This is a genomic window from Agathobacter ruminis, from assembly GCF_002735305.1.
Lineage (GTDB): Bacteria > Bacillota > Clostridia > Lachnospirales > Lachnospiraceae > Roseburia > Roseburia ruminis.
Genome location: NZ_PDYG01000004.1, coordinates 71496 through 86751 on the forward strand (window position 1 = coordinate 71496; position 15256 = coordinate 86751).

13 protein-coding genes and 2 tRNA genes are annotated in these 15256 nt (G+C 43.5%); 1 reads left to right on the forward strand and 14 read right to left on the reverse strand.

Annotated features, from left to right (window positions below):
• Window positions 1–2 precede the first annotated feature (2 nt).
• The 9 genes from CSX02_RS01720 to CSX02_RS01760 all read right to left on the reverse strand — a co-directional run bounded on the left by CSX02_RS01720 (window position 3) and on the right by CSX02_RS01760 (window position 11045).
• Window positions 3–2282, reverse strand: coding sequence for a hydratase (locus CSX02_RS01720; RefSeq protein WP_099385402.1), 2280 nt, complete (start codon window positions 2280–2282; stop codon window positions 3–5).
• A 61-nt stretch (window positions 2283–2343) separates the two neighbouring features.
• Window positions 2344–3813, reverse strand: a complete 1470-nt coding sequence (locus CSX02_RS01725) for a HAMP domain-containing sensor histidine kinase (protein ID WP_099385403.1) — start codon at window positions 3811–3813, stop codon at window positions 2344–2346.
• A 3-nt stretch (window positions 3814–3816) separates the two neighbouring features.
• A complete protein-coding gene (locus CSX02_RS01730) occupies window positions 3817–4503 on the reverse strand; it encodes a response regulator transcription factor (RefSeq protein WP_031542488.1) in 687 nt (228 codons plus the stop codon).
• A complete protein-coding gene (locus tag CSX02_RS01735; protein ID WP_051637811.1) occupies window positions 4500–5333 on the reverse strand; it encodes a hypothetical protein in 834 nt (277 codons plus the stop codon). Before CSX02_RS01735 ends, CSX02_RS01730 begins: the two co-directional genes overlap by 4 nt.
• Window positions 5334–5425: 92 nt before the next feature.
• Window positions 5426–7042, reverse strand: coding sequence for a phosphoenolpyruvate--protein phosphotransferase (ptsP, locus tag CSX02_RS01740; protein WP_031542484.1), 1617 nt, complete (start codon window positions 7040–7042; stop codon window positions 5426–5428).
• A 3-nt stretch (window positions 7043–7045) separates the two neighbouring features.
• Window positions 7046–7303 (reverse strand): HPr family phosphocarrier protein, encoded by a 258-nt coding sequence (locus tag CSX02_RS01745; RefSeq protein ID WP_031542482.1) that lies wholly within the window; start codon window positions 7301–7303, stop codon window positions 7046–7048.
• Window positions 7304–7332: 29 nt separating this feature from the next.
• The gene (locus tag CSX02_RS01750; RefSeq protein WP_099385404.1) at window positions 7333–9375 is read right to left on the reverse strand and encodes a PTS fructose transporter subunit IIABC; all 2043 of its coding nucleotides are present in this window, start codon (window positions 9373–9375) and stop codon (window positions 7333–7335) included.
• Between the two features lie 12 nt (window positions 9376–9387).
• Complete coding sequence (gene pfkB, locus CSX02_RS01755) at window positions 9388–10302, reverse strand: 1-phosphofructokinase (protein WP_031542478.1); 915 nt, start codon at window positions 10300–10302, stop codon at window positions 9388–9390.
• A complete protein-coding gene (locus tag CSX02_RS01760) occupies window positions 10299–11045 on the reverse strand; it encodes a DeoR/GlpR family DNA-binding transcription regulator (protein WP_099385405.1) in 747 nt (248 codons plus the stop codon). Before CSX02_RS01760 ends, pfkB begins: the two co-directional genes overlap by 4 nt.
• Before the next feature lie 212 nt (window positions 11046–11257).
• Here CSX02_RS01760 and CSX02_RS01765 point away from each other — a divergent pair, with 212 nt between their 5' ends.
• Window positions 11258–12175 carry an RluA family pseudouridine synthase gene (locus CSX02_RS01765; RefSeq protein WP_099385406.1) on the forward strand — a complete coding sequence of 306 codons (918 nt, stop codon included), beginning with the start codon at window positions 11258–11260 and terminating at the stop codon, window positions 12173–12175.
• Window positions 12176–12231: 56 nt separating this feature from the next.
• On the opposite strand, the gene CSX02_RS01770 is transcribed toward CSX02_RS01765, so the two are convergent.
• The 5 genes from CSX02_RS01770 to CSX02_RS01790 form a co-directional block, all read right to left on the reverse strand.
• Window positions 12232–12885, reverse strand: coding sequence for a GTP pyrophosphokinase (locus CSX02_RS01770; RefSeq protein WP_051637810.1), 654 nt, complete (start codon window positions 12883–12885; stop codon window positions 12232–12234).
• Window positions 12886–12904: 19 nt separating this feature from the next.
• Complete coding sequence (locus tag CSX02_RS01775; RefSeq protein WP_051637809.1) at window positions 12905–13618, reverse strand: Bax inhibitor-1 family protein; 714 nt, start codon at window positions 13616–13618, stop codon at window positions 12905–12907.
• A 104-nt stretch (window positions 13619–13722) separates the two neighbouring features.
• Window positions 13723–14655: a glycoside hydrolase family 25 protein gene (locus CSX02_RS01780; RefSeq protein ID WP_099385407.1), complete on the reverse strand. Its 933-nt coding sequence runs from the start codon at window positions 14653–14655 to the stop codon at window positions 13723–13725.
• Between the two features lie 344 nt (window positions 14656–14999).
• Window positions 15000–15070: transfer RNA gene (locus CSX02_RS01785), tRNA-Cys, on the reverse strand.
• Between the two features lie 37 nt (window positions 15071–15107).
• A tRNA-Asn gene (locus tag CSX02_RS01790) sits at window positions 15108–15180 on the reverse strand.
• Between the last annotated feature and the right edge of the window lie 76 nt (window positions 15181–15256).

Sequence of the window (15256 nt, forward strand, 5' to 3'; positions counted from 1 at the left end):
TTCTAACCTCTGTAATAATTGATTAAGCAGCCTTTTAAGATAATATCTTTCTCATCCTCGGTCAATTCAGCCATGCGAAGAGTAAATGGAATCAGCTGCTCACCATCTACCTTATATGCCTGGAATTCGGTTGCACCTGCTGCCACTGCTGCACGCACACCCGGAATATAAATATAATCGAGATTCTTAAACGGAAGTTCGCCTTCCTCAATCAGGAATGGGAGCATGCCCCAGTTGATTAAGTTCGAGCGATAACGCTTGGTTGCGTATTCATTTGCAATATTTGCCCATCCGCCAAGTACTTTCTGGCAGGATGCTGCCTGCTCACGCGCAGAACCATCACCCGGTTTAACCGCAAAGATCGTGCTTCCGAATCCGAGCGTAGTCTTGCAATCTCCGTCAAAATTCTTGTCCGGATATGCTTTCCTGATTGCTGCAACAACTGCTGCCGCCTGCGCATCATCCGCTGACAATGGGCTGATGCCGGATTCAATCTGCTTTTGTACCTTCTGTACTTCCTTTGCTCTTCCGACATATTCCGGATCTTTTCTGGATAATGCAAACTCCGCCAGTCCCAATGGGTTGGAACGGAAGGATGAAGTCTCTCCGGAAGGAATCAATTCGTCTGTTGTGGTAACAGGATCATGAATTTCTGATACCACCTTCAATACCAAATCATCCGGAAGTGCACACATTGCCGGCCAGTCCTTGATATTCGGTCCAAACTGAATTTCTACGGAAGGATCCGCTACTCCGTGTGAATCAAATACACGGTTTGCATAAATGTTCTGATCGAAGAAATATTTTGGCTTGGTAAAGTCAACATCCATAGCGCATGCGCTGGTCAGATATCCCTTGTTTGCTGCGGTTGCTGCGATAGAGCGCGCATCCATCAATGCCACGGATGCCACCTGGCCGTTCTGCACCTTGGAACCTTCGCGGTTCGGGAAGTTTCTGGTGGAATGACGGATGGAGAATGCGTTGTTTGCCGGAGTGTCTCCAGCACCGAAACATGGTCCGCAGAATGCGGTCTTCACAATCGCACCGGTCTCCATCAGGGTTGCAACGGTTCCGTTCTTTACCAATTGCATATAAATTGGGGTTGAAGCCGGATATACCGACAGAGTAAATTCATCTGCTCCGATGGATGCACCGCGCAAAATGTCTGCTGCATCGCAGATATTCTCATATCCGCCGCCGGCACAGCCTGCGATAATTCCCTGATCGACATAGAGTCTGCCGTTTCTGACTTTGCTCTTTAAGTCAAGCTTTACTTTGCCATCAAAGCTGATATTGGCACGCTTCTCACAGTCATCCAAAATATCCATAAGATTTGCGTTTAATTCATCAATGGTATAAACATTGCTTGGATGGAATGGCATTGCAATCATCGGACGAATCTCTGAGAGATCAATCTCGATAAAGCGATCGTAATATGCGCATGCACCCGGATTCAGGCAACGATATTCTTCTTTTCTGCCATGGATCTCATAGAATTCTTCGATCTTCTCATCGGTACTCCAGATAGAAGAGAGACAGGTTGTCTCTGTTGTCATGACATCCACACCGATTCTGAAATCTGCGGAAAGGTTCTTCACACCCGGTCCGACAAATTCCATTACACGGTTCTTTACAAACCCGTTTTCAAATACAGCTCCGATAATAGCAAGTGCCACATCCTGAGGGCCGACGCCTTTGATCGGTTCACCTGTCAGATACAATCCGACCACTTCCGGCATATCAATATCATAAGTCTTATTCAAAAGCTGTTTTACCAGCTCCGGTCCACCTTCTCCGACAGCCATGGTTCCGAGTGCACCATATCTTGTGTGCGAATCCGAACCGAGAATCATCTTACCTCCACCTGCGAGCATCTCGCGCGCAAACTGATGGATGACAGCCTGATGAGGCGGCACATAGACTCCACCGTATTTCTTTGCGCAGGTCAGTCCAAACATGTGGTCATCTTCATTGATGGTTCCACCGACTGCACACAAACTGTTATGGCAGTTGGTCAGGACATACGGAATCGGAAACTTCTCGAGTCCCGAAGCTCTCGCAGTCTGTATAATTCCGACAAAAGTAATATCGTGGCTGGTCAGCTTGTCAAATTTGATTTGCAGCTTATCCATATTTCCGGATGTGTTATGGCTTTCCAAAATACCATATGCGATTGTATTTTTCTTTGCCTCATCCTTAGAAGGCATTCCGGCATGTTCCTGACCGGCATAAACCACTTCCGTTCCATTCAGCAAATAAGCACCATTCTCGTAAAGTTTCATGAAATTCTCCTCTCTTGCGCTTTAACTCATTAAAAAATTATAACGGGTATGTGCCATTAAATCAAGAAATTTTGAATGAGATGGTTGCATTATATACATCTTCTTCAACAAATACTTCAAAGGTTCCACCCATTTGTGTCACTATTTCTTTTGTAATTGACAGACCAAGGCCACTTCCCTCTGTCGTGCGCGACCGGTCTCCGCGTACAAATCGCTCAGTCAGATCGGAGGCACCTTCCACCGTAAACTGAATCGGCTGTGCCATCACATTGCGAATGGAGAAAACAGCAAGGTCTCCATCCCTGCGCAGTTCCACATTGACATGTGTGTCCATCTTTGCATATTTTGCAGCATTGGTGTACAGATTCTCGATTGCTCTGCACAGCTGTCTGCCATCCGCTTTAATCATCATAGACAGGCGCGGCAGCTTGGTCACGATGATTAGTCCGCGCTTTTCAAAGCGCTCATCATATTCGCCACCGATTTCGTAGATCAATTCCAGAAAATCAATCTGGTTCATCTCATATTTGACGGTTCCGGATGTCAGGCGCGATACCTCCAGCAAATCCTCGAGCAAAGTTTTTAGCCTCTGTGATTTTTCATCAAGAATCATCAGATATTGCCAGGTGTCTTCCGTCTCTGGAATCTTCTCTTTTAGAATATTGACATAATTGATAATCGATGTGAGCGGAGTCTTTAAGTCATGCGACACATTGGTAATCAAGTCGGCTTTCATGCGCTCGTTCTTGATTCCCTTTTGCACTGCATTGTCCAGTCCGTCACGGATATGATTGACCGCTTCGGCGGTCTGCTTTTGCTCTCCGTGGAAGCTTTGCGCATCCAGTGTACTGTTCAAATCGCCCTGTGTAATCTGCAAAATTGCTTTGCGTATGACTTTCTCTTCATAAGCCTTTCTCAGCGAATAATACAGCTCAATAAAAATGGACAGTGCCAGCAGCACAAGTCCCCAGACCTGATTGCTCTTGAGAAATACTATGACTCCGGCTATTCCGGCCATCCATGAAATCAATCCTCTCAATGCTCTTGTAAACATGGTATGCTCAAAGAGATTCTTTTGAATCAGCGTTACCAGTTTATATAATACACAACTCTGAATCAGTGTATTGGTCCGCATTCTTGTGGTAATACTTGAAAATACAATCAAAAATAGGGAGTCAAGCAGATATGCCACCACACCGACTATAATCAAGCGGTCTGCAAGCATATAATTCTGATCAAGCGGGAATACCAGATCCAGTGTGAAATAAACCACTGCTGTCAACACGACAAACATTATATCCGCGCCAACTTTGCTTAATCCATGAAATGATGATACGCTTTTTGCCAAAAATCCCATCATGACAAAGGTCATAATGAGATTTATAATCGCAATTGCTAAAAAGATATATGTCTTTTGCATGCTGTAACTGTGCAGATAGTCTGCAGTATACAGACACAGCACCGCCGCAATCAAAAAGAATTGTTGCAGAATTGTCCGGATAAAGCCCGAACCGTAATTCCTATTATCCATATCTTATCCTTCTATCTTATATCCAAGTCCCCATACTACCTTCAGATAGCGCGGTTCCTTCGGATTGATTTCTATTTTTTCACGAATATGTCTGACATGTACCGCGACCGTATTGTCGGCACCAATCGCTTCCGCATTCCAGATGCTTTCATAAATCTGGCTGATGGAATATACTTTTCCCTTGTTTTTGACGAGCAAAAGCAGAATATTATATTCAATCGGTGTCAGCTTGACCTCTTCTCCATCGACGGTTACGCGCTTTAAGTTGTCATCGATTTCAAGACCGTTCACATTATAATGTGCATCGCTGTCATCTTTGTCCGGTGCGTCAAATGCGCGGCGGCGCAGTTGCGATTTTACACGCGCTACAAGCTCTAACGGATTGAACGGCTTGGTGATATAGTCATCCGCGCCAACATTTAATCCGAGAATCTTGTCCGTATCTTCCGTCTTTGCGGACAAAATAATAATCGGAATCTGACTTTCTTCGCGAATCTTCAGAGTCGCATGAATGCCATCCAGTTTCGGCATCATAATATCAATAATCAGCAAGTCGATTCCACCCTCTGCGAGAATTTCGAGCGCTTCGTCTCCATCATATGCCCGCTTAACCTCCAGGCCTTCCTGCTGTAAATAAATCTCGATTGCCTCTACAATTGATTTGTCATCATCACATACTAATACTGTCATACTTTTTTATCCTTATTCCCTCCAAATGAATTGGTCAGGTTCTTAAACATTTTTCCGAATCCTTCATTGTCCTTTTCTTTCTTTTTGGAAGCGAGGGCTTCCTCCAGATTGGAAAAGGTTGCTTTCTCATCGAGCAATTCAAGGTCGTCATCTGACGGCTTTGAGATTTCTTCGGTCTTTGGCTCGGTAACCGGCTGCTCTTCTTCCCCGGCTTCCTCCTGCGTCTCCGCCAGACCAAGCTTCTCGAGCACTTCCGTGTTGACCTTGATTTCTGTCTTTCGGTTTGCATATAAAGAAGCTTCCTGCTTTGCCTCTTTTCCGTTTCGGCGTTTCTCCTTTAGGATTTCCTCGTTGCGGTCCTCAATCAGACGCAGATATTTTTCTGTATCGCGGAGATCCCGAAGCTGTGCCTTCAGTTCTGATTTGTTGCTCTGCACAGTTTTTTGCTCCTCGAGCAACCTTGCATTCATTTCTTTATAAATGCTTTCCATGCTCTCAGTCGCCTGCTCCATAATCTCCTGAATATGATCAATGGCTTCCTCTGAGTACATGACAGAAGCAGCATATACATCTTCCGCTTTTCTGCTGGCATCCCAGATGATTTCATCCCCGCGCTTTCGGAATTCACGCTCTGCCTTGTCGCGGCTTCGCACTGTCATCTCATATTCATCCATGATTCCATATATGCTGGTATTGAGCTCACTCAACAGGTCGAGTACTTCCTGCTTCGTGATGACTACCTGACCCGGGTGTCCCGGCAGAGGTTCACTTTTTGAAAGCAATACATGAATATCTCTCAATACTTTTTCGATTTTATCCTGTGCACCCATTCTTTTCCCTCAATTCTCGTTCATGTGCCGCAAAAAAACGGCTACTAGTATATTTTACTAGTAGCCGTTCTAAAAATCAAACGATAGACACCTTATTTTGCGCCAATCTTGCGTATTTTATCACGCACACGAAGAACCATGGACGGAGATACCGATAATTCATCAAATCCCATATTCACAAATTCTTCTGTCAATGTTAAGTCCGCACCAAGCTCTCCACAGATACCTACCCAGCATCCGCCTTTATGGCCGTTGTCCACAACCATCTTGAGCATCTTTAAAATTGCCGGATGATGTGAATCATAGAAGCTGTCGAGCTTTGCATTCTGACGGTCGATCGCCAGCGTATACTGTGTCAGGTCGTTTGTTCCGATTGAAAAGAAGTCCACTTCTTTTGCCAGCTCTTCTGAAATCATCACTGCTGCCGGTGTCTCAATCATCACGCCAAGTTCAATTTCCTTAAACGGAATCTCTTCCTCGCGCAGGGAGGCTTTGACCTCCTCCACGATTTCCTTGATGCGTTTCACCTCAGACATTGAGATGATCATCGGGAACATGATTGCCAGGTTGCCATAATAACTTGCGCGGTAAATCGCACGCAACTGTGTCTTGAAAATTTCCGGGCGATCCAGACAAATACGAATCGCACGATAGCCCATTGCCGGATTATCCTCATTTCCGAGGTTAAAATAATCTACCTGTTTGTCCGCACCGATATCCAGTGTTCGAATGATTACTTTCTTGCCCGCCATCGTCTCGGCTACATTGCGGTATGCCAGAAACTGCTGCTCTTCGGTTGGGTAATCATCGGTTCCGAGATAAAGGAATTCGCTTCTAAACAGTCCAATACCGCTTGCGTCATTGGCCAGTACAGAAGCCACATCCGACACACCTCCGATATTGGCATATAGATTAATCTTTCGACCATCGGCTGTCACATTTTCCTTGCCTTTTAATTCCTGCAAAAGTGCTTTTTCTTCCAGATCTTTGTTCAGTCTGGATGTATATTCCTCAAGCACACTCACCGGCGGATCAATGATCAGAATTCCTTCATATCCGTCAACGATTGCTGTTTTTCCTTCGGCATCATCCGGATAATCCGCTGATACCAAAGCCGGAATATTCATCGTTCTTGCAAGAATTGCGGTATGCGAATTTGCAGAACCATGTCTTGTTACAAAGGAAAGCACTTTTGATTTGTCCAGCTGAACTGTCTCACTTGGAGCCAGGTCATCTGCAAGCAGGATGATCGGTTCTTCCGAACGGATTCCATCTGCCCCGACACCGCACAAAATTCCAACAAGTCTCTCGGAAATATCTTTGATGTCTGCAGATCTTGCACGCATATAATCGTCATCCATTGCTGCAAACATCTCTGCAAAATTATCTCCGGTCTGTGCGACTGCATATTCTGCATTCACTTTTTGGTTTTCAATAATTCCGATGATTGCGTCGATAAAATCCTGATCTTCCAACATCATCTGGTGCACTTCAAAAATTGCTGCATTTACTTCTCCGACTTCTTTCAAAGCCTTCTCATACAATGCTGCAAGCTGTGTGCCGGCTTCCTGCTTTGCCTGTTCAAAGCGCTCTACCTCAGCCGCAGAATCTTCGATGCTTCTGCGGACAACCGTCTTATTTCCTTTGTTGTATATTTCGATTTTTCCAATCGCGATGCCTTTAAAGACACTCTTTCCCTTGATTTCCATATATTACAGATTCTCCTCTAAAAACTTAGACAGGGTTGCAATTGCTTCTTCTTCCTGATCTCCGTCTGCGGCAATCACGATTTCCTGTCCGCACTTTACGCCAAGCCCCATCACGCCGAGAATTCTCTTTGCATCTACTGCCTTTCCATCCTTCGCAATGGTGACATTGCAAGGGAATTTTGCAGCTTCCTTTACAAACAGTCCTGCCGGACGAGCGTGGATTCCGAGTTCATCTTTAATGGTGTAAGCAAATTCTTTCATAGTTTTTTCCTCTCTGTGTTAAATGGTTGTTAGTTCTCGGATGCGTTTTTCTTGATTAATCCGAGTAATACTGCTGTAACAACAGAGCCAATCAGCCATGCCAGGATGAATAATAATGGATGTCCGATGGTTGCAATTACAAATACACCACCATGCGGTGCCATCAATGTACATCCGAACAATGCTGACAAGCATCCTGCTACTCCGGAACCGATTAGGGTACATGGAATTACATGTCCAGGATCGGCTGCGGCAAATGGAATTGCACCTTCAGTAATGAATGAGAATCCCATTACGATGTTTGATACCCAAGAACTTCTCTCTGTCTTGGTAAATTTCTTCGGGAAGATTTTACATGCAATTGCGATACCAACCGGAGGTACCATACCACCGACCATGATTGCTGCCATTGCAATATAGCAAGCCTGAACCTTCGGATCTGACAATGATGCGCCTGCATCAAGAAAATCCTGAGCAGTTCCAAGCATTCCTGTACCGAATACGTAAGCAGCCTTATTGATTGGGCCACCCATATCGATTGCCATCATAGCTCCGAGGATTAATCCAAGAAGTACAAGCATATTTGCATCTGACAATGCGGTCAGCATATTGCTGAGTCCGACATTTACAAGTGCGATCAATGGATTGAAGATGAAGCACATCAATACACTGATTACAAAAATACCAAGAAGCGGATAAATCAGAGTCGGCTTGATTCCGTCCAAAGACTTCGGTAATTTTGAAAATACTTTCTTCAGGCAAAGAATGATTGCGCCTGCAAGGAATCCGGCTACGATTCCGCCAAGGAATCCTGATACTGTTGCACCACCGTCTACCTGGGTAAATCCGAATTTTGAAATGAACTCGTTGAACGGTCCGAATTTTTCAAATGCATAATCTGCAATCTTTGCATTTCCGTTTGCTGCGAGGAGTCCACCTGCGAAACCTACCGCAAGACCCGGTCTGTCAGCAATTGAGTAAGCAATATATCCTGCAAGTACCGGAACCATCAGTCCCATCGCAAGACCACCTGCATACTTAAAGAATGCTGATAATGGAAGGAGTGAGCCAAAGTTTCCGGATCCACTTCCACCGTAACCCATAATGGTATCAATCAGGAAAGCGATTGCAACCATAATACCGCCGCCGATTACGAACGGAAGCATATGGGATACACCACTCATCAAATGCTTGTAGAATGCATGACCTGCGCCGCCCTTTTGAGGTGCTGCGGAAGCTGCATTTTCATTGTTCTGTGCAACATATACCGGTGCATCGCCTGCAGCTGCTTTCTTTAATAAATCTGCAGCTTTGTTAATTCCATCGGCAACTTTGGTCTGAATAACTTTCTTCCCGTTAAAACGTTCCATCGGAACATTGGTATCTGCTGCAATGATGACAGCTGTTGCCTTTTTGATTTCTTCATCGGTCAGAACATTCTTTGCTCCGCCGCTGCCTCTTGTCTCAACTTTGATTCCGTAACCAAGTTCTGCAGCCTTCTGCTCAAGAGACTCTGCAGCCATATAGGTATGTGCAATTTCTGTCGGGCAGGCTGTAACCGCTACAATAAAGGTTTCAGCGCCGGACTGGTCTTCCTTGGCTTCCTCGGCATCTTTTTCTGCTTCTGCTTTGTCGATGACTGCAAAGAATTCATCAACGGTTTTTGCATTGCGCAGTCCGTTTGTGAAATTCTCATCCATCAGCATTACGGAAAGTTTACTCAGTACATCCAAATGTACATTATCCTTGGTATTCGGTGCCGCAATCAAAAATGCAAGATTGACCGGTGCTCCGTCCAACGCGTCGTATTCGACTCCGTTTGGAATTACCATTGCTGCAAGTCCCGGTGCGCTAACCGCATCGCTCTTGCAATGAGGAATTGCAATTCCCTCACCGATTCCGGTGCTGCCTTCCTCTTCTCTGGCAAATACACCTTTTTTATATGTTTCCATATCGGTGATATTGCCGCGCTTTCCCATCAGCTCGACGAGCTGATTGATCGCATCTTCTTTGTTCCCGCACTCCGCTGAAAGCTTAATGCTGTCAGCAGCAAGAAGATCTTTAATTCTCATCCTTTTTCCTCCCTAGAATAAGTGTTGGTTGTTTTTTCGCAGGGCCTCAACCTCTGCTTTTGTTGCCAGCTCTACTGAGAATGCACTCGCACTTCCTGTGCATACCCCCATAGTAAACGCCTCTTTGTAGTCCTTTTTATCAAGATATCCGGTTATGAAGCCAGCTACCATGGAATCCCCGGCTCCTACCGAATTGACAACCGTACCCTTCGGTGCTTCAGACTGAAGTACCTGACCGTCCTCCGTCAAAAGGACAGCTCCTTCACCGGCCATTGAAACGAGAACATTTCTCGCGCCGGCTTCCTGCATCTTTTTCGCATAAGGAACGACTTCATCGCGTGTCTTTAATTCCACACCGTAAATTTCGCCGAGCTCATGATTGTTCGGCTTTACCAAAAACGGCTTATGCTCAAGTACATTTACCAACAAATTCTTTGTGGCATCCACCACAATATCAATCTTCTTATCTTTTAAGTATTCCATAATATCCATATAAATGGACTTTGGCATTACATCCGGAATACTTCCTGCCAGGACAAGGATATCTCCGTCTTTCAGCTGGTCGAGCTTGCGATAAAGGATTTCTATATCGCTCGGTAAGATATTCGGTCCCTGACCGTTGATTTCGCTTTCTTCATCCGACTTCATCTTGACATTGATTCTGGTAATCCCTTCTTTTACCTTAATCAATTCTGTTTTGATGCCTTTTTCCTGAATCAGGCGAACAAATTCTTCTCCGGTGAATCCACCGCAGAATCCAAGTGCCACACTGTCAATTCCCATGTTCTTTAATACCATGGAAACATTGATGCCTTTTCCTCCCGGGAAAATAACTTCGCTCTTCGTGCGATTCACTTGTCCTAATTTGAAATGATCAACTCCAATTATGTAATCCAGAGACGGATTAAAGGTTACTGTATAAATCATTCTTTGGCCTCCACAATATTTTTTTGGTCTCTGTATCCGCTGACGGCTTTTGTTGTAATAATGATGGCGCTCTTGTAATCCGCAAATTTGATGCTTGATACCTCATTAAATTTGCTTGGATCTGCCAGAATATAACAGGTCTTGCAATTCTCCATCGATTTTTTCTTTACCATCGCTTCTTTTAATTCCGGGGTGGTGTAACCATTCTTCAGGCTGATTCCGTTTGTTCCCCAAAAGCCTTTGGTAAAGTTGTACTTTTCAAGCGCTTCAACCGCTTCTTCCCCCACGATGGCCTCAGTTGTCGACTTAAACTCTCCACCCAGGATATATGCACGATATCCTTTGTCTGAAAGTTTCTTTGCATGTGTAATGGCATTGGTCACAAAATTCACATTTTTTGCTTTGATATAATCAATCATCTGCTCTGTGGTTGTGCCCGCATCCAAATATACAAAGTCATCCTCTTCAATCATGGCCGCCGCGTATTTTGCGATCAGGTCTTTGTCTTCCTGATTCATATGCTTGCGGTTAAAGACTTCCTCATCCTTTGTATGAACATTGGTTGTCTTAGAAATCGCTCCTCCGTGTACCTTTGTCAAAAGCTCTTTCTTGTCCATTGCATTCAAGTCTCTGCGAATGGTTGATTCAGAAGCATTCAGCTCTTCCATCAATTGATGAATCGTGATGCTACCCTGTTCATTTACCAATTCTAGGATTCTGGAATATCGCTCTTCTGTTAACATAGCTATCTCCCTCTGACGGAAATCATTCATAATCAGTTAAAATCCGTCACCTTATACTTCGATTATATTTCCATTTTCTATCACAGTCAATCATTTTCCGTCAAAATCGTTCACAATTTTCATGCTCCTTTTTTGTTTGTAATGTACAAAAAGTTATTAGGTAACTTTTTAGTGAGTTCGCATTTTTTCTTATTATTTGTTACAATACGGATATGAAAAGAACAATCGTTTACCAAATACCGGATTCCTATATCGGACATAAATTATTTGAGTTCCTTCACGCCAAAGGATTTTCCCGTCAGCTTTTGACTGCTATGCGCCACACGGATGACTGTATTTTTCTTTCAAACGGTCAACCGGTTCGAATGAATATGCTCATCCCCGGCGCAATCTCAATTAAAGTCATTATTCCGGAGACGGAATCCGAGACTGATTTGATTCCGGCAGATTATCCCATCGAGATTCTCTTTGAAGATGAAGATATCATGGTCGTCAATAAACCAGCCGGATTACCGATTCATCCTTCTCGTCTGCATCCGGATCATTCGCTTGCCAACGCGATTGCTTATGAATATCAGTCGCGCCAGGAACCGCTTGTTTTCCGATGTGTCAATCGACTTGATAAAGACACTTCCGGCCTGACGATTCTGGCAAAACATCCATTATCCGCCGCAATCCTTTATCAGATGGTCAAAAGCCGTGACCTAGAGCGCACCTATTTTGCAATTGTTGATGAGGCGGTAGCTGATTCCGGCACCATCGATCAGCCAATTTCCCGAAGGCACGCTGATGGTATGCCAAATTCCATTCGCAGATATATCGATCCGGTTGACGGTGCAAATGCTGTTACGCACTTTCATGTGATTACGCGTGCAAACCATCTGGCGCTCCTGGAACTTCATCTGGAGACCGGTCGCACACATCAAATCCGTGTTCATATGGAATCCATTGGATTTCCGCTCATCGGTGACCGCATTTATCATCCGGATAATCATATGATGGAGCGACAGGCTCTGCATGCCGGACGTCTTGATTTCGTACATCCGATTACCGGTCAACCGTTACATTTTGATGCGTCGCTTCCTGCAGACATGCAATCTTTTTTCCCGGATGTTTCCATCATGCGATAAACAATTTCAGGCAATAAAAATGAGGAGCATTCTGCTCCTCATTTCCTTATTCAAGCTTACCAGTTTTCCCGGTCTAGATTAAATTCTCCGCAAATTTCCTGCATTTCCTGATCTGCCTGTGCCATAATATCCGCACAATGTTTTAATTTGGCTTCATCTTCGGCAGTAAACTCTCGTTCTTTTTTATAGCGTAGCTGATGCTCTGCTCCTGCCCAGAAGTCCATTGCCGATGTACGAATCTGTATCTCGACGGGCACATTCATACTGGTATCTGAGAAATCCACATTAATTTGAATATTCAGATGCAGACTTCTGTACCCGTTTTCTTTCGGTTTACGAATATAATCTTTTACCTCGACCACCTGTATATCCTTTTGGCGAATCAGCATTCGCGCAACCGCATATACATCTTCTATAAAGGGACAGATGACGCGGACACCCGCGATATCATGAATATTCATCATCAATGCACGCACCGTCATAGGCAGTCCCTTTTTTTCCATTTTAAATACGATGCTTTCTTTTGATTTGATTCGACTGCTGATTGCACTGATTGGATTGCGGTCATTGCTAAACTGAAATTCACCTTTGAGAATATTCAGGCGCGAAACCACTTCCTGAATTGCCGCTTCGTGCAGATACATAATCTGCCGATACTGACGATCCATATCTAGAAAATCCCGGGGTTGTGGTGGTAAAAATTCATCCATTCACCATTCCTCCTCTCGGTTATTGTGCTCTTCTTGAGCTGCCTCCGCCGTTTCGACCAAGAATTTCCAAAATTCGAATAAACAGGTTAATGATATCCAGATAAATATCAAGCGCGCAGTCTACCGCATTATTTGCTGTACGCGGATACTGTTGTGAGCGCCAGAAGTCATATCCGATATACAATGCAAAAATGATTGCAACAACATAGGAATACACGCTGCTGTACATATGAAACAACGACATAAACAGACCTGCAATCAAGATTCCGATCAGCGAAACCATAAGCACACCGCCAATTCGTTCAAAGAATCGTGGAAACAGCATGGCTGCCAAAATCATGATTGCGGTAATGATTACTGTATAATAAATGGCTCCGGATACAACCGTGCTGTCAACTCCCCCATACACATCCACAAGGAATGAGACCAGCACGCCGATTGGTAAAACAACCATATTATAGCCGACAAAACTAATCACGGCACTGTCCGATCGATTTGCAATCACGGTTCCTGCAATCGCCAAAACAGCATACAAAATCAAAAATGCAATCGGATTCATACTGTAAAAAATGTCAGTTCCCACCGTGACGCATAATATATAATTGACAACGAGTCCATACAATACAACCAATCCGATAATCAGATTATATGCTCTGTCACTGATAATCTGCCCTTGATCAACAAATGCATTCATACGCGCATTTCGGCGCTCTGTTCTTGAAAAACTACTCATTTAAACATCCTCTTTTCTGTCTTTTTCTAAGACTTACTTATTATATCACAAGAATTGTGTTTGAATTATGATATCCATCTTATAATTTTATTAACAAATTATAATCATTTTGGAATCAATTCTATATTCACATCACATGCATTCGGTATGCCTGAGACAACAGCGCTTTCACTGTATTGCCAAATTTGAAACGCATAAGGGGTCTGTGGTTTTTCTTCATAATCTGCATACCATACCGGATAATCTTTCAACTGGTCTAAATCCAGCTGATATGCTTCCCAGAGCATATTACTGTATATCATTCCATGATATCCGTTTGCTTCTATTTCCTTAAAGAAGGCCAGCGCATTTGCAGTAAATTGTTCTCCACTGACATCATCGGACCTGGCCTCATCATCAGTGATTGTTTCCGGATCAAATACAACAGGTAATTTCAAATCATTTGGGTCAACACCTGCCTTCTCCAATATCTGCATCGTAAATTGTGCTTCTTCAACAGCTTCCACCTCGTTAATTGCCTGTGAAAAGAAATAGACTCCTATCTCCAATCCCGCATTTAATGCGCCTTTGATATTCTTGATGGCATACGGATCTTCAACCAATTGTCCTGTCCTTCCGTATCCTCTGAATCCCACCCGGATAATCGCAAATTCGTATCCGTCTTCTTTTACTGCATTCCAGTCAATATCCTTACTGTATTTGCTGACATCTACGCCCAGTCGATAAGAATATTCTTCGGAGGAATAAGACATTTTTCCGTTCTCATCTTTCACAAACTTGTCCACATCATACGGATTTGGCGCCCATTCATTGTGGATATCTACACGATATTCTTTTCCTTTTACATCTCTAAATTCAAATTCTGTTTTTAACTCGCCCTCTGTTTCAAGTTGCGTCGGTATCTGTGTATCAGTTTCTATTTCTGTTTCGGTTTTTATTTCTTTTATCACCTTTTTGGGCTGCTGTCCGCAACTACACAGCTCTATTGCTGTCATCAATATGATTACATTCCATTTCCATAATCTGCTTTTTTTCATCTGTTTCTCCTCATGAAACAAAAAACCGGCAGATGTGATTACAATTTACATATATATGTATCGCAATTACATCTACCGGTCAAATAAACTGGTACACTGTCTTTCTTTGAGATTCTGATTCTATAAATCTTCAATTTCACCTATCTTTTCTGATAGAGATCGGATTCCAACTATGACAAGGCAAGCAATAGTAAGTATCGTTGTAATAAGCACAATAATAGCTGATTTTGATTTTTTCATTCGAATCCCTCCATTTCTAGTATAGACTGATTTTATTTTACTCCTTTTTATTCCAAAAATATAGATAAGAAATAAAAAAAGGATTCTGTAAAACAGAATCCTTAAGGTGACTAACGGATTTGAACCGATGATCAGGGAGTTGCAGTCCCACGCCTTACCACTTGGCTAAGTCACCAAAATATAAAAATAAACCCTCGTCTGTAGAGAGCCAGCTCCCCAAGTAGGACTTGAACCTACGACACTTCGGTTAACAGCCGAATGCTCTACCGACTGAGCTATTGAGGAATATTGAAAGTACTTTATTATACCTTCAAAACTTCATACATTCACATCTCTTACAAACTTTAATGCCTAACCATTG